The organism is Brotaphodocola sp., assembly GCF_983179755.1.
Genome location: NZ_CFAHBC010000020.1, coordinates 21,417 through 37,844, shown reverse-complemented (window position 1 = coordinate 37,844; position 16,428 = coordinate 21,417). Strand labels below are relative to the sequence as shown.

The 16,428-nt window shown below is 49.7% G+C and carries 16 protein-coding genes; all 16 read left to right on the top strand.

Annotated elements, in window-relative coordinates:
• Nucleotides 1-64 precede the first annotated feature (64 nt).
• The 16 genes from AC4EVX_RS08600 (at nucleotide 65) to AC4EVX_RS08525 (ending at nucleotide 16,411) form a co-directional block, all read left to right on the top strand.
• On the top strand, nucleotides 65-994 hold the full coding sequence (locus AC4EVX_RS08600) for an ABC transporter permease (RefSeq protein ID WP_432630650.1): 930 nt from the start codon (nucleotides 65-67) through the stop codon (nucleotides 992-994).
• A 3-nt stretch (nucleotides 995-997) separates the two neighbouring features.
• Complete coding sequence (locus tag AC4EVX_RS08595) at nucleotides 998-1,846, top strand: ABC transporter permease subunit (protein ID WP_177977795.1); 849 nt, start codon at nucleotides 998-1,000, stop codon at nucleotides 1,844-1,846.
• A gap of 228 nt (nucleotides 1,847-2,074) precedes the next feature.
• Nucleotides 2,075-3,154 (top strand): ABC transporter ATP-binding protein, encoded by a 1,080-nt coding sequence (locus AC4EVX_RS08590; protein ID WP_490159994.1) that lies wholly within the window; start codon nucleotides 2,075-2,077, stop codon nucleotides 3,152-3,154.
• Nucleotides 3,151-4,035, top strand: a complete 885-nt coding sequence (locus AC4EVX_RS08585) for an ABC transporter ATP-binding protein (protein ID WP_177977797.1) — start codon at nucleotides 3,151-3,153, stop codon at nucleotides 4,033-4,035. Before AC4EVX_RS08590 ends, AC4EVX_RS08585 begins: the two co-directional genes overlap by 4 nt.
• Before the next feature lie 205 nt (nucleotides 4,036-4,240).
• Entirely contained in the window at nucleotides 4,241-5,320 is a 1,080-nt protein-coding gene (locus AC4EVX_RS08580) for a M42 family peptidase (protein ID WP_177977798.1), read from the top strand.
• A gap of 165 nt (nucleotides 5,321-5,485) precedes the next feature.
• Nucleotides 5,486-6,448 (top strand): beta-ketoacyl-ACP synthase III, encoded by a 963-nt coding sequence (locus AC4EVX_RS08575; protein WP_490159993.1) that lies wholly within the window; start codon nucleotides 5,486-5,488, stop codon nucleotides 6,446-6,448.
• Between the two features lie 54 nt (nucleotides 6,449-6,502).
• Nucleotides 6,503-6,736 (top strand): acyl carrier protein, encoded by a 234-nt coding sequence (gene acpP / locus AC4EVX_RS08570; protein ID WP_177977800.1) that lies wholly within the window; start codon nucleotides 6,503-6,505, stop codon nucleotides 6,734-6,736.
• A gap of 300 nt (nucleotides 6,737-7,036) precedes the next feature.
• Entirely contained in the window at nucleotides 7,037-7,963 is a 927-nt protein-coding gene (gene fabK / locus AC4EVX_RS08565; protein ID WP_177977801.1) for an enoyl-[acyl-carrier-protein] reductase FabK, read from the top strand.
• 17 nt (nucleotides 7,964-7,980) lie between these two features.
• A complete protein-coding gene (fabD, locus tag AC4EVX_RS08560; RefSeq protein ID WP_490159992.1) occupies nucleotides 7,981-8,913 on the top strand; it encodes an ACP S-malonyltransferase in 933 nt (310 codons plus the stop codon).
• Nucleotide 8,914: 1 nt separating this feature from the next.
• Nucleotides 8,915-9,655 carry a 3-oxoacyl-[acyl-carrier-protein] reductase gene (gene fabG, locus AC4EVX_RS08555; RefSeq protein WP_177977803.1) on the top strand — a complete coding sequence of 247 codons (741 nt, stop codon included), beginning with the start codon at nucleotides 8,915-8,917 and terminating at the stop codon, nucleotides 9,653-9,655.
• A gap of 115 nt (nucleotides 9,656-9,770) precedes the next feature.
• Nucleotides 9,771-11,009, top strand: coding sequence for a beta-ketoacyl-ACP synthase II (gene fabF, locus AC4EVX_RS08550; protein ID WP_490159991.1), 1,239 nt, complete (start codon nucleotides 9,771-9,773; stop codon nucleotides 11,007-11,009).
• An 11-nt stretch (nucleotides 11,010-11,020) separates the two neighbouring features.
• Complete coding sequence (accB, locus tag AC4EVX_RS08545) at nucleotides 11,021-11,539, top strand: acetyl-CoA carboxylase biotin carboxyl carrier protein (protein ID WP_177977805.1); 519 nt, start codon at nucleotides 11,021-11,023, stop codon at nucleotides 11,537-11,539.
• Between the two features lie 78 nt (nucleotides 11,540-11,617).
• The gene (gene fabZ / locus AC4EVX_RS08540; RefSeq protein ID WP_177977806.1) at nucleotides 11,618-12,049 is read left to right on the top strand and encodes a 3-hydroxyacyl-ACP dehydratase FabZ; all 432 of its coding nucleotides are present in this window, start codon (nucleotides 11,618-11,620) and stop codon (nucleotides 12,047-12,049) included.
• A gap of 77 nt (nucleotides 12,050-12,126) precedes the next feature.
• Nucleotides 12,127-13,482, top strand: a complete 1,356-nt coding sequence (locus AC4EVX_RS08535; protein ID WP_490159990.1) for an acetyl-CoA carboxylase biotin carboxylase subunit — start codon at nucleotides 12,127-12,129, stop codon at nucleotides 13,480-13,482.
• Between the two features lie 68 nt (nucleotides 13,483-13,550).
• Entirely contained in the window at nucleotides 13,551-15,287 is a 1,737-nt protein-coding gene (locus tag AC4EVX_RS08530; RefSeq protein WP_308451443.1) for an acetyl-CoA carboxylase carboxyltransferase subunit alpha, read from the top strand.
• Between the two features lie 14 nt (nucleotides 15,288-15,301).
• Entirely contained in the window at nucleotides 15,302-16,411 is a 1,110-nt protein-coding gene (locus AC4EVX_RS08525) for a nitronate monooxygenase (protein WP_177977809.1), read from the top strand.
• Nucleotides 16,412-16,428 lie beyond the last annotated feature (17 nt).

Sequence of the window (16,428 nt, the reverse complement as noted above, 5' to 3'; positions counted from 1 at the left end):
CCGGCCGGCGCATTGTGCGTCGGCTGTTTGGCTGTATATTTGTCGTAAAAGGAGGAAGAAGAGAGTGGTTCGATACATTATCAAACGGGCATTTCTCGCAGTTGGAATTATCTTCTCGATCTCGCTGATCACATTCTTTATCTTGAATGTCATTCCGGGTGATCCGGTGGCAGCGATGCTCGGAGAGTTTGCAGATGCCGACAAAATTGCCCAGGTAAAAGCACAGATGGGACTGGATGCCCCGCTTCCGGTTCAGTATATCAACTGGCTGACAGATCTTTTGCACGGAAATATGGGAACGAGTTATTTCCAGAAAAAACCGGTTGTGACACTGATTCTTCAGGCGTTTCATTACACCGCAATCATGGCAACAGCTGCCTATATCGTTGCGCTGATTCTCGGTCTGACTGCCGGAATTCTGGCAGCTGTCTATCATGATCGCCCGATTGACCGGATTCTGATGAGCATTTCCGCATTTGGAATCTCTGCCCCGTCTTTCTGGGTGGCAATTCTTTTGCAGATTTATGTAGGTCTGAAATTCAGCATTTTCCCGGTTTCGGGAGTTTCCAGTCCGATCGGATATGTGCTTCCGTCGCTTGCACTCGGAACAAGATATGCGGCATCGATTTCCCGAATTACGAGAGCAAGTATGCTTGAAGTTATGGGTCAGGATTTTGTGAAGACCGCGTATGCAAAGGGACTCTATCAGCGTCGGATCATCTTGATTCATATTTTCCAGAATGCGCTTGTTCCGATCATCACAGTTATCGGTACGGATATCGGTGCTCTGCTGACCGGTTCGATGATCACGGAGAATGTATTTAACATTCCGGGAATCGGAAAACTGCTGATCGACGCAATTCATCGCCGTGACATTCCGCTTGTTCAGGGCGGTGTCATCTATGTTGCCGCTATCTGTGTTTTGATTTACTTTATTGTGGATGTGCTCTATGCGGTGATTAACCCGAACATCCGCCTGACGAAAGGAGAATAGCTGATGAGAAAAAAGAATTACTATTCCGAGAGCCTGAAGCTGTTCTGGAAAAATAAACTTGCCGTTCTGTCTCTGCTGATTCTGATTGTACTTGTGGTTTCTGCCATTTTTGCGCCGGTTTTGACGCCGTATGATCCGAACAAGCAGGTGCTTGCAGATAAACTTCTGTTTCCGAGTTCCAAGCATCCTTTTGGAACGGATGAGTTCGGAAGAGATATTTTGACGCGCTGTCTCTACGGCTGCCGCGTGTCGCTGAGTGTCGGCATTGTTTCTCAGCTGATCGCGTCTGTGATCGGATATTTCATGGGTGTGTGCGCCGGTTATTTTGGAAAGAAGACGGATGATGTGATCTCTTTCCTGATTCAGGTATTTTCAAGTTTCCCGGCACTGCTGTTTGCAATGGCGCTGATGTATGCGCTGGGTTCCGGAATCATGAACCTCTATCTGACACTTGGATTTCTGTCATGGGCAAACACCGCGCGTCTGATTCGCGGTACGGTGCTTCAGCTCAAGGAGCAGGAGTACATTCAGGCGTGCCGGATTGACGGAGGAAGCAATCTGCGTGTCATCTTAAAGCACTTGTTCCCGAACTGCATTCCAATGCTGATTGTCTCCTGTACGCTCGGTATCCCGTCTGCAATTCTGACGGAGGCGAGTCTGAGCTATCTCGGTCTCGGTGTTCCGAGCCCGACAGCGAGCTGGGGGTCAATGATTTCCGGTGCTCAGACTTTTATCCGTACCAATACCTATTACAGCCTGTTTCCGGGAATTTTCATCATTCTCACTGTAATTGCTTTTAACACGCTCGGTGATGGTCTGCGCGATGTGCTTGATCCGAAAATGCGCAAATAAGTCATCGGGCAAGAATGCAAGTTGCAAGTTCGCAAGAATTAAATAATAAAAAAGTGAACTGGCAAAAACGAACTGGCAAAGGCGCAAAATGATAAAAGCAAAAAGTAAAAAATATAAAATTGAGAAATGAAAATCCAAAGAATAAAAATCGAGAGAATGAAGATCGAAAAAATAGAAGTCGAAAGACAGAGTGAACAGAATAACAGAAACAGAATGGGAAAATAAAGGATGGAGAATATGGAGAGAGAAAATATTCTTGAGATAAAAGATCTGGATGTACGGCTCTTCACAGAGCGCGGGGAACTTCCGGTTATCGATCGGCTGAACCTGACACTCAGAGCAGGAGAGACGCTTGGAATCGTCGGGGAGAGTGGATGTGGAAAGAGCATGCTTGCCTCCGCAATCATGGGTCTTGTCGCACGTCCGGGAAAAGTTACCGGCGGTGAGATTCTCTTCGGAAGAGACGAGAAACAGGACTTGACAAAGATGAGCGCAAAGGAACTCAGAAGGATTCGCGGAACAGGAATTTCGATGATCTTTCAGGAGCCGATGACGAGTTTGAATCCGCTGATGAGCTGTGGTCGTCAGATTGTGGAGACGATCGTTGCACATGAGAAAATCGGACGCGCGGGGGCGAAAGCGCGCGCGATCTCGATTATTCGCTCAGTAGGAATCCAGAGACCGGAAAAAGTATACGGCGAAGTGCCGGCACAGCTTTCCGGTGGAATGAGACAGAGAATCATGATTGCGATGGCGCTCGTCTGCAACCCGGAACTTTTGATCTGTGACGAGCCGACGACGGCTCTTGATGTGACGGTTCAGGCGCAGATTTTGGGACTGATTCGTCGTCTTCAGAAGGAGAAGAAGACGTCTGTCGTTTTTATCAGTCACGACATGGGTGTCATCTCCCAGATGGCGGATCGCGTGGCGGTGATGTATGCCGGACAGCTTGTAGAGTATGCACAGGCGGAGGCGATTTTTACAAGACCGCTTCACCCATATACGCAGGGACTTCAGGCAGCAATTCCGAAAATGAATGAGAAGAAAGACAGTCTTGAGAGTATTCCGGGAAATGTGCCGATGCTCTATGAGCTTCCGAAGGGATGCATCTTCTCACCGAGATGTGCTTACGCGACGGATCGCTGTCGCAGTGAGCGCCCGCAGATTGTGGAGGCAGACGGTCACAGAGTTCGTTGCTTCCTCTATGAGCAGGGCGGGGATGCACAGCGAAGAGAGATGAAGGCGACAGATACAAGTGAAACGAAGATTGAAAATAAAAAGAAAATCGGGGAGGAGGGAGAAGGATGAGTGAGGCTGGAAAGAATCAGTTTGAAGAGAATGAAAAATCCGAAAGAGAGACAATTCTTCAGGTCAAGAATCTGAAGAAGTACTACATGGTCGGACGCAAAGGACTGTTCGGAGAAAAAGAGTATGTTCGCTCTGTGGATGGAGTCAGTTTTGAGCTTCATCGTGGAGAGACGCTTGCGATTGTTGGCGAGAGCGGATGTGGAAAATCCACAACAGTCAAGTCTCTGCTTCGCGTTGTGGAGCCGACGGACGGAGAGGTCATTTTAAATAGACAGGATTTTCTCAAGTTAAAGGGTGCAGATCTCAAAAAGGCGCGCAGAAACATCAAGATGATTTTTCAGGATCCGTACAGCTCTTTAAATCCGCGTATGACAGTGCGGGATATTATCGGAGAGCCGGCTGATATTGAGCATGTCTACAAGACGGAGGAGGAGAGGGAGAAGCTGATCCTCGACACGATGGAGATGGTCGGGCTGAACAAGGATTTCGCAGATCGCTATCCGCATGAGTTTTCGGGCGGACAGAGACAGAGAATCGGAATCGCGCGCGCGATTATTCTGAGACCGGAGATCGTTGTCTGTGATGAGCCGGTCTCGGCGCTTGACGTGTCGGTTCAGGCGAAGATTATTAACCTCTTAAAAGAGCTTCAGGCGAAGATGAATATCTCTTATATTTTCATCTCTCATGATCTCGGAGTTGTCAAGCATATTGCGGATCGTGTGCTTGTGATGTATCAGGGGCATGTCGTGGAAGAGGGAACGAGAGACGAGATCTTTGAGAATCCGAAAAATGATTATACGAAGCTGTTGCTTGCAAGTATTCCGGAGATCGGAAAGAAGATGGATTTCGATCAGTTTGAGAGGGCATTTCAGGCGGAGTAGTTTTTGGGCTATGGGTATGGATACAAGTGTAAGTATGAGTACGGCTCCTCCGGTGAAGTAAGTCATGCAAACATAATTAAAAAGTTTCCAAGGATAGTACTCAAGAAGCAGTATATCAATGTATATAGAGTATGATGCAAAAGAAGCCCTGTACAGAAAATAAACGATCAAATAGATAAAAATAAAAAGAAGGGAAGTAGAGGATATGAAATTAGACCGCAGTATGATTGAAGCCGATTTTCGCGCGCTGATTGGACCGCTGTGTGATGCGGTTGGACCGTCTGGATTTGAGGACGAGGTTGCGGATCTGCTGAGAGAGCAGATGGCAGGATATGATGTGGAGCTGTCTGATGATGTGATGGGAAATCTGATTGCTTACAAGAAGGGCAATAAGAAGGGAAGCATGCTGATCTCCGCTCATATGGATGAGATCGGACTGATTATCCGTCACATTGACAAGAATGGTTTTCTGTGGGTGGAGACGCTCGGTGGAATTGCGCCACAGCAGTTTTTCGGAAAGCGCGTGATCATTAAGACCGAGACTGGTCATGTCGATGGAATCGTGCAGTCTCTTCATCCGGGTCGCCCGGACCGTTGTTCTGAGATGCCGAAGTCTGCTCAGGAGTTTTACATTGAGGTTGGAGCGGAGAGCCGTGAGGAAGTTCTCGAGATGGGAATCGAGGAGGGCAATCCGATTTCGATCTGCTATCCGGTGATCTTCCTTGGAAAGCACAGAGTCGGTGCAAAGGCACTTGATGACCGTGCACTTGTGTTTATTCTGCTGGAAGTTGTGAAGCTGTTAAACGGTGATAAGGATGTGCCGGATGTCTATGCACTCTTCTCCACACAGGAGGAGGTCGGTGCGAGAGGTGCGATCACTGCGGCGACACGGATCAAGCCGGACATTGCGATTGCGCTTGATATGAGCCTTGCTGTCGATATTCCGGGTGTGTCGGAGAGCCGTTATATTAATGAACTTGGACGCGGAACTTCGATTAAGGTGATGGATAAGCTCAGCAGTGGTGTGGGTGGCATCCTTGCAAACAGAGATCTTGTGCGCGATATGAAGAAGATTGCGAAGGTGCATGAGATTCCGTATCAGATTGAGGCGTATGCAGCGGGTGCGACCGATGCGAGCTTCATGCAGACGTTAAACGGTGGAATCAAGAGCGGAGGAATCCAGATCCCGATGCGCTATGTACATTCCTATGAGGTGTGCGATGTGAGAGATGTCGTGGATACGGTGGAACTGCTCTACTGGTATGTGAAGGAAGCTGAGATTTAAAAGGAACTTCCTGAACGAGGTTAAAAAAATAAAATAGTCTTCTGGAATGTACGGGTTTTGTCGAAAAAATTTTCTTGACAAAACCCGTTTCTTTATATAGAATACCAGATGAATACTTTGAATATCAAAACATTTGAAAGTAAAAATAAAGTCGGAGAACAGACGATGACGAGCAAAGTGATTGGAACCGGTTCCTATGTGCCGGAACGGGTTGTAACGAATGAGGATTTGGCAAAAGTTGTAGATACGAATGATGAGTGGATCGTCACGCGAACAGGAATCCATGAGCGGCGGATAGCGATGGATGAGGGAACCAGTTTTATGGCAGCGGAGGCTTCACGGCGTGCGCTTGCAGATGCGGGAATCGATGCATCGGAACTGGACCTGATTATTCTGGCCACTTCCTCATCGGATCACTGCTTTCCAAGTACAGCCTGTGAGGTACAGGCTGAGATCAGAGCAAAAAATGCGGTCGCATTTGATATCAGCGCAGCTTGCTCCGGATTTGAATTTGCACTGAGCACGGCTCATGCATTTCTTGCTTCCGGAACTTACCGGACAGCATTGATTGTCGGGGCAGATTGCTTAAGCAAGCTGACGGACTGGACAGACCGAGGAACCTGCGTTCTTTTCGGTGACGGTGCCGGAGCTGCCGTTATTCAGGCAGGAGAGACCGGAGTGATCCACATGGTAATGGGATCAGATGGGGCACGCGGACAGGTACTTACCTGCACCGCCAGAACGGATGGAAATGTTTTTAACGGAAAGACACCGGAGTTTGGATACATCCAGATGGATGGACAGGAAGTTTTCAAATTTGCGGTAAAGAAAGTTCCGGAGTGCATTCGGCAGGTACTTGATGAGTCGGGAACGAGCATAGACGAGATCAAATATTTCGTTCTGCACCAGGCAAATTACCGGATCTGCGAGGCTGTCGCAAAGCGTTTGAAACAGCCACTTGAGAAGGTGCCGATGAACATCGACCGTTTCGGAAATACTTCCGGTGCGACCGTGCCGATTCTTCTCGATGAGTTGAACCGAGAGGGAAAACTTGAGCGGGGAGACAAGATTGTTCTCGCCGGATTCGGAGGCGGACTGACCTGGGGCGCTGTGCTTCTGGAATGGTAGTAAAATAAAGTTATTAAAAAAATTAAAATGATAAATGAAGAGGAGATTGAAATTATGTTAGAGAAGATGAAAGAGATTATTGCAGACCAGCTGAGCGTAGATGCAGACAGCATCACTGAGACCACTTCCTTCAAGGATGATCTGGGTGCAGATTCCCTCGACTTATTCGAGCTGGTAATGGCTCTCGAGGATGAGTATTCCGTAGAGATTCCGTCTGAGGATCTTCAGAACCTTCTGACCGTAGGCGATGTTATGAACTACCTCAAGGGCAAAGGCGTAGAGGCGTAAGCGTCCTTACATTGGAGAAGACGGTGCGGAGGTGAGAAGACTCGCCTCTGCATTCCGGTGTGAGAGTCCGTAAGCGGACTCTTTTTCATTACACAGGAAAATAAATCCGTTTCTGTTTACGCAAGGTGTGAACAGTAGCGGTGCGGAAGTGATCCTGTGCAATGAAAAATGTTTCGCTGGGACAGCGACACGGAACAGGAAAATAAATCCGTTTCTGTTTGCGTAAGGCGTGAACAGCAATAAATGATTTTATATACGGGAAACGCCGGGCTGACGCGATTCCCATATGGAGGAAACAGCATGAAAACGAGAGTGACAGAGTTATTGGGAATTGAGTATCCGATTATTCAGGGCGGAATGGCATGGGTTGCAGAGAATCATCTTGCATCAGCTGTATCAGAAGCCGGCGGACTTGGACTGATCGGCGGAGCAAATGCTCCGGCAGAGGTTGTCCGCAATTATATCAGAAAAGTAAAAGAAGTGACGGACAAACCGTTTGGTGTCAATGTCATGCTGATGAGCCCATATGCAGCTGACGTGGCAAAGGTAGTTGTCGAAGAGGGCGTAAAAGTTGTAACGACCGGTGCAGGTGATCCGTCCAAATACATGGATATGTGGAAGAATGCAGGCGTGAAGGTAATTCCGGTTGTTGCATCGGTTGCACTTGCAAAGCGCATGGAGAGATACGGCGCAGATGCAGTTGTTGCAGAGGGATGCGAGTCCGGCGGTCACATCGGTGAGGCAACGACGATGACACTTGTTCCGCAGGTTGTTGACGCTGTTTCCGTTCCTGTTATCGCAGCAGGCGGTATCGCAGACGGAAGAGGAATCGCAGCAGCATTTATGCTGGGCGCTGAGGCAGTTCAGATGGGAACCCGTTTCCTCGTAGCAAAAGAGTGTACCGTTCATCAGAACTACAAGGATCGCGTCTTAAAGGCAAAGGATATCGACTCCACCGTAACCGGAAGAACCCATGGACATCCGGTTCGCTGTTTGAGAAACCAGATGACGAGAGAGTACCTCAAGTTGGAGAACGAGGGCAAGAGCTTTGAGGAGCTTGAGTACCTGACTCTCGGAACTCTGCGCAAGGCTGTTCAGGAGGGCGATGTGCAGAATGGAACCGTTATGGCAGGACAGATTGCAGGAATGGTAGCAAAAGAGCAGACCTGTAAGGAAATGATCGAAGAGATGATGGCTCAGACAGAGAAACTGCTGGGACATAAGTAAGAGAAAAGGAGCAGAACATGAGCAGAATCGCATTTATTTACCCGGGACAGGGAGCGCAGGTTTGCGGAATGGGACAGGATTTCTACGAGCAGACCGAGACAGGAAAAAAGGTCTTTGATCTGGCAACAGAGATTCTTGGATTCTCCTTACCGGAGCTGTGCTTTGAGAAAAATGACAGACTGGACATCACGGAGTACACACAGGCAGCGATGGTGACGACGAGTATTGCAATGACAAAGGTGCTGGAAGAGAACGGTGTGAAGCCGGATGTGACTGCAGGTCTGAGTCTGGGTGAGTACTGTGCACTCTATGCGGCAGGCGTGATGAGCGAGAAGGACGCGATCGCGACGGTACGTCAGAGAGGAATCCTGATGCAGGAGGCTGTTCCGGTTGGACAGGGTGCGATGGCTGCGGTTCTTGCAATGGATGCTTCTGCAATTGAGGAAGTGATTGCAGACATTGACGGGGTTCAGATTGCAAATTACAACTGCCCGGGTCAGATCGTAATTTCCGGAAAGAAGGAAGCGGTTGAGACTGCATGTGAGAAGCTCAAGGAGGCCGGAGCAAAGCGTACGATCATGCTGAATGTGAGCGGACCGTTTCACTCCAAGATGCTGACAGGCGCAGGTGAGAAGCTCGGCGAGGTTCTTGCTTCAGTTGAGGTTCACAAGCCACAGATTCCGTATGTTGCAAACGTGACGGCTGCCTATGTAACCGAGGCAGATGAGGTAAAACCGCTCCTGACAAAGCAGGTATCGTCCTCTGTCAGATGGCAGCAGAGCGTTGAAACGATGCTCGCTGACGGTGTGGATACCTTCATCGAAATCGGACCGGGAAAGACACTTGCAGGCTTCATGAGAAAGATCGACAGAAGCGCAAAAGTCTACAATGTAGAGAAACTTGAGGATGTGCAGAAAGTAGTTGAGGCGCTGAGCGCTCAGGAGGAATAACATGCTGACGGATAAAATTGCAGTAGTGACCGGCGCAAGCCGTGGAATCGGCAGAGAGATCGCAAAGACCCTGGCTTCAAAGGGTGCTGTGGTGATCGTCAATTACAACGGTTCCACCGCGAAGGCTGAGGAAGTCGTAAAAGAGATTGAGGAGGCAGGGGGACGCGCAGAGGCAATGCAGTGCAACGTCTCCGACTTTGAATCCGCAGGCGAGATGCTCAGCGCAGTTGTCAAGAAATATGGTCGTGTGGACATTCTCGTCAACAATGCAGGAATCACCCGCGATGGTCTTCTGATGAAGATGACAGAGGCTGATTTTGATGCAGTTATGGATACAAACCTTAAGGGTGCATTCAACTGCATGCAGCACGTTTCCCGCCAGATGCTCAAACAGCGTTCCGGACGCATCATCAACATGGCATCTGTTGTCGGTCTGATGGGAAATGCAGGTCAGGCAAACTACGGCGCATCCAAGGCTGGTTTAATCGGAATGACGAAGTGTGTGGCAAGAGAGCTTGCAAGCCGTGGAATCACCTGCAATGCGGTTGCTCCGGGCTTTATTGTGACCGAGATGACCGATGTACTTTCCGACGCTGTGAAGGAGGCAATGGTAGCGCAGATCCCGTTAAAGAAATTCGGTACAACTCAGGATGTCGCAAAGACGGTTGCCTTCCTCGCATCGGATGATGCAAGCTATATTACCGGACAGGTGATCAGCGTGGACGGCGGAATGCACATGTAAGCAAAAAGCCATTGGAATCTGGCGAAATCATTGAATGGAAAATGTAACCGCTCGAATAAAAAATAGAACGAAACAAAAATAAACGATATGCAGAGATAGAAAAGGAGAGTCCCTTATGAGCAGAAGAGTAGTCGTGACTGGTCTGGGTGCAATCACCCCAATCGGAAACAGTGTAGAAGAATTCTGGAATGGTCTGAAGGCGAAAAAAGTCGGAATCGGTCCGATTACCGCATTTGATACTGCCGAGTACAAGGCAAAGCTGGCAGGTGAGGTAAAGGATTTTGATCCGAAGCAGTACATGGAACCGAAGGCTGCAAGAAGAATGGAGCGTTTCAGCCAGTTCGCTGTCGCAGCAGTCAAAGAGGCAATGGAGGATTCCGGAATCGACATGACGAAGGAAGATCCGTTCCGCGTTGGTGTCAGCGTGGGTTCCGGAATCGGAAGCCTTCAGGCTGTTGAGCGTGAGCACAAGAAACTGCTTGAGAAAGGACCGAGCCGTGTAAATCCACTTCTCGTTCCGTTAATGATCTCCAACATGGCAGCAGGAAATGTTTCGATCCAGTACGGTCTCAAGGGTAAGTGCATCAATGTCGTAACTGCATGTGCAACCGGAACTCACTCCATCGGTGAGGCTTTCCGCTCGATTCAGCACGGCGAGGCTGAGGTTATGATCGCAGGTGGTACTGAGGCAAGCATCACCCCGATCGGTGTGGCTGGATTTACTGCTCTGACCGCACTTTCCACCTCTGAGGACCCGATGCATGCATCCATGCCGTTTGATATAAACAGAAACGGTTTTGTCATGGGTGAGGGCGCAGGAATCGTTGTTCTCGAGTCCTTAGAGCATGCACAGGCACGCGGAGCAAAGATCTATGCAGAGATCAGCGGATACGGTGCAACCTGTGATGCATACCACATCACTTCCCCGGCAGAGGATGGAAGCGGTGCAGCAAAGGCAATGGAGTACGCAATCGCAGATGCAGGAATGAAGCCGGAGGATGTCGATTACATCAATGCACACGGAACGAGCACTCATCACAACGATCTGTTCGAGACGAAGGCAATCAAGCTCGTACTCGGCGATCACGCAAAAGATGTTAAGATCAACTCCACGAAGTCGATGATCGGTCATCTGCTCGGAGCAGCAGGCGGTGTTGAGTTCATCACCTGTGTAAAGTCCATTCAGGAAGGTTTCGTTCATGCAACCGCAGGTCTTGAGAATGACGATCCGGAGTGCGATCTCGACTACACTAAGGGCGAGGGTGTATCCATGCCGGTAAATTGTGCAATCTCCAATTCCCTTGGATTTGGCGGACACAACGCAACCCTGCTTGTAAAGAAATTTGAGGCATAAGGAGACAGATCATGACGATTGATGAGATTGTAAAATTAATTGAAGCAGTATCTGAGAATGGTCTGACGAGCTTTTCTTATGAGGAGGGGAATCAGAAGCTGATCCTCAAGAAGAAAAAGAAGAAAAACGTCGCACAGGCTCCGGTTGCTCCGGTTGTGATTTCTCAGCCAGCTCCGCAGATGATGAGTCCGATGGCAGTTCCGATGGCTCAGCCGGAGATTCCAGCCATGCAGAGTGCACCGGCGCAGAGCTCAGAGAGCACTTCCACTCAGGAAGACACGCTCGATATCGGATCAGATAAAGTCGTTCTTTCTCCGCTTGTCGGAACATTTTACAGCAGTGCAAGCCCGGAGGCAGACGCTTTCGTCCAGGTCGGTGACACCGTGAAAAAGGGTCAGGTTCTCGGCATTATCGAGGCAATGAAGCTGATGAACGAGATTGAGAGTGAGTATGATGGCGTAGTCGAGGCAGTTCTCGTAAACAATGAGGATGTCGTAGAGTACGGTCAGCCGTTATTCCGCATTCGCTAAATAATTTTATTTTATCGGAAATTGATTAGGCGATAAATCTGAAAAAGTATTTTTTAGTTAGATGGGAGATACAAAGTCATGAGACTGGGAATTAAGGAAATTCAGGAGATCATTCCGCATCGTCATCCGTTCCTGCTGATCGACTTTATCGATGAGCTTGAGCCGGGTGTGCGTGCAGTTGGATATAAGTCTGTAACATTTAATGAGCCACAGTTCAATGGTCATTTTCCGGGACAGCCGGTTATGCCGGGTGTACTGATGATCGAGGCACTTGCACAGGTTGGCGCAGTCGCAATTTTAAGCCTTCCGGAGAACAAGGGAAAGACCGCATTCTTCGGTGGAATCAACAATGCAAAATTTCGCCAGATGGTACTTCCGGGTGACCGCCTGAAACTTGAGTGCGAGATTATCAAACGCAAGGGACCGGTTGGTGTCGGCAAGGCAGTCGCAACAAACGCAGATGGCAAGGTTGCAGTATCCGCAGAGCTTACGTTCGTTGTAGGTGCGTAAACGATATACGAAAGTCACACGAATGTGCGGTAATTTAGATTGGAACAGAATCAAAGAATCGAGATCGAGGGAGAAACATGTTTGAGAAAATCTTAATCGCCAACCGGGGCGAGATTGCAGTGAGAATTATCCGGGCGTGCCGGGAAATGGGAATCAAAACGGTTGCAGTTTATTCAGAGGCAGACCGCGACAGCCTGCATACCCTGCTTGCAGATGAAGCAATCTGCATCGGTCCGGCACCGGCGGGACAGAGTTATCTAAATATGGAGCGGATTCTGTCCGCGACCGTAGCCATGAAGGCGGAGGCAATCCATCCGGGCTTCGGATTCCTCTCCGAGAATGCCCGTTTTGCAGAACTGTGCGAGAAGTGCAACATTGCATTTATCGGACCATCCGCAGACATCATCAACCGCATGGGAAACAAGTCCGAGGCGAGAAAGACGATGATCGAGGCGGGAATTCCGGTTGTTCCGGGTTCTAAAGAGCCAGTCTACACCGTGGAAGAGGCACTTGAGATGGCAAAGACGATTGGCTTTCCGGTGATGATCAAGGCATCCTCCGGAGGTGGCGGAAAGGGCATGCGCGTCTCCTGGGGCGAGGACGATTTTGCAATGAATTTCGAGAGCGCCCAGTTAGAGTCAATCAAAGGTTTCTCGGACAACACGATGTACCTGGAGCGCTACGTCGAGAAACCGCGCCACGTAGAATTTCAGATCATGGCGGACAAGTACGGCAATGTCGTTCACCTCGGAGAGCGTGACTGCTCGATTCAGCGCCGTCACCAGAAGGTTCTCGAGGAATCCCCGTCCGTCGCAATCTCCGACGAACTCAGACGGAAGATGGGCGAGACCGCTGTCCGCGCTGCAAAGGCAGTCGGATACGAGAATGCCGGCACGATCGAATTTTTGCTTGATAAAAACCGCAACTTCTATTTCATGGAGATGAACACGAGAATTCAGGTTGAACATCCGGTGACCGAGCTTGTGACCGATCTTGACCTGATCAAAGAGCAGATTCGCGTTGCAAGCGGAGAGCGCCTGAGCGTCTCACAGAAAGACATTCATGTGAGCGGTCATGCGATCGAGTGTCGAATCAATGCGGAAAACCCGGAGCGAAACTTCATGCCGTGCCCGGGCACAATCACGAATATCCACGTTCCGGGAGGAAACGGAGTCCGCGTGGATACTCATATTTACAATGACTATAAAGTTCCTGCCAACTATGATTCGATGCTGATGAAGCTGATCGTTCACGGGCGGGACCGCGCGGAGGCGATCGCCAAGATGCGAAGCGCGCTCGGAGAACTGATTATCGAGGGAATTGATACGAATCTGGATTTCCAGTACGAGATTCTGAATAACGAGGCTTATCAGAACGGAGAGGTGGACACGGATTTCATTCCCACTTATTTCCCGCAGTACTGCCGGGAGTAGAGGGTGACCGGAAATTGCCGGAGAGAGGAGTTTTCGGATGCACTCTGGAGAGGACAGGGTAATTTGCTATGCTCAGAAATATGTTTAAAAAAACTTATACCATTATCGATTCTCACTACAAGCATCAGAAAGAGGAACCGTCGATTCCGGAGGGACTCTGGCGCAAGTGCAACAAGTGCGGACAGCCGATCTATGTCGAGGATGTAAAGAATAACTTTTACATCTGCCCGAAATGTGGCGGATACTTCCGCGTGCATGCATACCGCCGTCTCGAAATGCTTTTGGACGAGGGCAGTTTCGAGGAGTGGAATCAGGAGATGCCATTCTCGAATCCATTAGATTTTCCGGGATATGAGAAGAAAGTCGAATCCGCAAGAGAGAAGACCGGACTCAATGAGGCGATTGTCACCGGTAAGGGACGGATCGATGGATTTGAGACTGCTGTCGGTGTCTGCGATGCGCGTTTCATGATGAGCAGTATGGGTCATGTCGTCGGCGAGAAAATCACTCAGATGGTTGAGCGGGCAACGAAGGAAAAACTTCCGGTGATTCTGTTTGCATGCTCTGGCGGAGCGCGCATGCAGGAAGGTCTTGTATCCCTGATGCAGATGGCAAAGACATCCTCAGCGCTTGAGCGTCACCACGAGGCAGGACAACTGTTTGTGAGCGTTTTGACAGATCCGACAACCGGCGGTGTGACCGCAAGTTTTGCAATGCTCGGAGATATTATTCTCGCAGAGCCGGGTGCGCTGATCGGATTTGCCGGTCCGCGCGTCATTCAGCAGACAATCGGTCAGAAACTTCCGGAGGGATTCCAGAGAGCAGAATTTCTTCTTGAGCACGGCTTCGTCGATCAGATCGTCGAGCGTGACCAGCAGAGAGAGGTTCTCGCACAGATTTTGAAACTGCACTGTAAACCGGAAAAAGAAAAATCGGAGACGGCTCAGACAACCATTTCCACAACCTCTGTGGAAGATGTGGATAACACCGTGGAAGAGTCCGGAAAAAAATGGAACAACAGTGGAAAGAGTGCCTGGGATATGGTTCAGCTCTCCCGCGACAGTCATCGCCCGACCGCACTCGACTACATCCATGCAATTTTTGACGGATTCATGGAATTCCACGGAGACCGCTACTTTGGAGATGACGGTGCGATTGTCGGCGGAATCGCGAGTTTTCACGGAACTCCGGTTACGGTCATCGGTCAGCAAAAGGGAAAGACGACGAAGGACAACTTGAAGCGCAACTTTGGTATGCCGTCCCCGGAAGGATACCGCAAGGCACTGCGCCTGATGAAGCAGGCAGAGACGTTTGGTCGCCCGATCATCTGCTTTGTCGATACGCCGGGTGCATTCTGCGGAATTGAGGCGGAGGAGCGCGGACAGGGTGAGGCGATTGCGAGAAATCTGTTTGAGATGTCAGCGCTGAACGTTCCGGTGCTCTCGATTGTGATCGGAGAGGGCGGAAGCGGTGGAGCGCTTGCGATGGCAGTTGCAAATGAAGTCTGGATGATGGAGAATGCAATTTACTCGATTCTGTCGCCGGAGGGATTTGCATCAATTCTCTGGAAGGACAGTAAGAAGGCACCGGATGCTGCGCGCGTGATGAAGATCACAGCGGAGGATCTCTATGAGCGCGGACTGATTGAGGATATTATTCCGGAGGAAAATCCGGCGAATGAGGATACGCTTCCGATGCTTGCACAGACGATGGCAGACAAGATGAAAAACTTCCTCAGAAAATACGAGGGTCTGACCGCAGAAGAGATTCGCAATCAGCGCTATGACCGTTTCCGGGGCATGTAAGGAGAACATAAGATATGACAATGTTAAAACCGTTGAAGATCGGGGATCTGACTGCAAGCATCCCGATTATTCAGGGAGGAATGGGAGTTGGAATCAGCCTTCACTCACTTGCAGGAGCAGTTGCAAAAGCGGGCGGTGTCGGATTGATCTCGACCGCTCAGATCGGCTTTCAGGACCCTGATTTTCTGAAAGCACCGATGGAGGCAAATATGCGGGCAATCCGCAGTGAGTTTGAGAAAGCGCGCCAGATTGCACCGAAGGGAATTCTCGGATTCAACATCATGGTTGCGACGAGAAACTATGCGCAGTACGTCAAGGAAGCAGTAAAAGCAGGGGCGGATATCATCGTCTCCGGTGCAGGACTTCCAGTGTCTCTGCCGGAGTTTGTCGAAGGCGCAAAGACGAAGATTGCACCGATTGTCTCAACGGCAAAATCTGCTTCCGTCATTTGCAAACTCTGGGATCGCAAATACAAGCGAGTTCCGGATCTTGTCGTGATTGAGGGACCACTTGCGGGCGGTCATCTCGGATTCTCAAGGGAGGATCTGAGCAAGTACGGCGCAGACACTGCAGATGTTCCGGATACTTACAATCAGAGTGCATATGACGAGGAAATTCGTGGCATCATGAAAGTAATTTCCCAGTTTGCCGAGAAGTACAAAAAACACATTCCAGTGGCGATTGCCGGTGGCATTTACACGCATGAGGATGTGATGCATGCGATGGATCTCGGCGCAGATGCCGTTCAGGTTGCAACGCGCTTTGTGACGACTGAGGAATGCGACGCTCCGATGGCTTATAAGCAGGCATATATCGATGCAAAGAAGGAAGACATCGTGATCACGCAGAGTCCGGTCGGAATGCCGGGACGCGCGATTAAAAATACGTTTCTTGACAAGATCACCGAGTGCAAGGCGCGCGGGGAAAAGGCAAAGATTACGCACTGCTATCAGTGTCTGGAACACTGCAATCCGGCGGATATTCCATACTGCATCACGAAGGCACTCTCGAATGCAGCCGAGGGTAAATTGTCGGAGGCACTTCTGTTTTGCGGAAGCAATGCCTACCGTTGTGACTGCATTGAGACGGTGGACGCAGTGATGCGTGATCTCGCAGGAATTTAGAAAATCTAAGAGAAGCG

Excerpts from the sequence above, each read along its gene's own strand:
- AC4EVX_RS08595 (WP_177977795.1), top strand. The coding sequence starts at position 998 with ATGAGAAAAAAGAATTACTATTCCGAGAGCCTGAAGCTGTTCTGGAAA.
- AC4EVX_RS08590 (WP_490159994.1), top strand. The coding sequence starts at position 2,075 with ATGGAGAATATGGAGAGAGAAAATATTCTTGAGATAAAAGATCTGGAT.
- AC4EVX_RS08585 (WP_177977797.1), top strand. The coding sequence starts at position 3,151 with ATGAGTGAGGCTGGAAAGAATCAGTTTGAAGAGAATGAAAAATCCGAA.
- AC4EVX_RS08580 (WP_177977798.1), top strand. The coding sequence starts at position 4,241 with ATGAAATTAGACCGCAGTATGATTGAAGCCGATTTTCGCGCGCTGATT.
- AC4EVX_RS08575 (WP_490159993.1), top strand. The coding sequence starts at position 5,486 with ATGACGAGCAAAGTGATTGGAACCGGTTCCTATGTGCCGGAACGGGTT.
- acpP (WP_177977800.1), top strand. The coding sequence starts at position 6,503 with ATGTTAGAGAAGATGAAAGAGATTATTGCAGACCAGCTGAGCGTAGAT.
- fabK (WP_177977801.1), top strand. The coding sequence starts at position 7,037 with ATGAAAACGAGAGTGACAGAGTTATTGGGAATTGAGTATCCGATTATT.
- fabD (WP_490159992.1), top strand. The coding sequence starts at position 7,981 with ATGAGCAGAATCGCATTTATTTACCCGGGACAGGGAGCGCAGGTTTGC.
- fabG (WP_177977803.1), top strand. The coding sequence starts at position 8,915 with ATGCTGACGGATAAAATTGCAGTAGTGACCGGCGCAAGCCGTGGAATC.
- fabF (WP_490159991.1), top strand. The coding sequence starts at position 9,771 with ATGAGCAGAAGAGTAGTCGTGACTGGTCTGGGTGCAATCACCCCAATC.
- accB (WP_177977805.1), top strand. The coding sequence starts at position 11,021 with ATGACGATTGATGAGATTGTAAAATTAATTGAAGCAGTATCTGAGAAT.
- fabZ (WP_177977806.1), top strand. The coding sequence starts at position 11,618 with ATGAGACTGGGAATTAAGGAAATTCAGGAGATCATTCCGCATCGTCAT.
- AC4EVX_RS08535 (WP_490159990.1), top strand. The coding sequence starts at position 12,127 with ATGTTTGAGAAAATCTTAATCGCCAACCGGGGCGAGATTGCAGTGAGA.
- AC4EVX_RS08530 (WP_308451443.1), top strand. The coding sequence starts at position 13,551 with ATGCTCAGAAATATGTTTAAAAAAACTTATACCATTATCGATTCTCAC.
- AC4EVX_RS08525 (WP_177977809.1), top strand. The coding sequence starts at position 15,302 with ATGACAATGTTAAAACCGTTGAAGATCGGGGATCTGACTGCAAGCATC.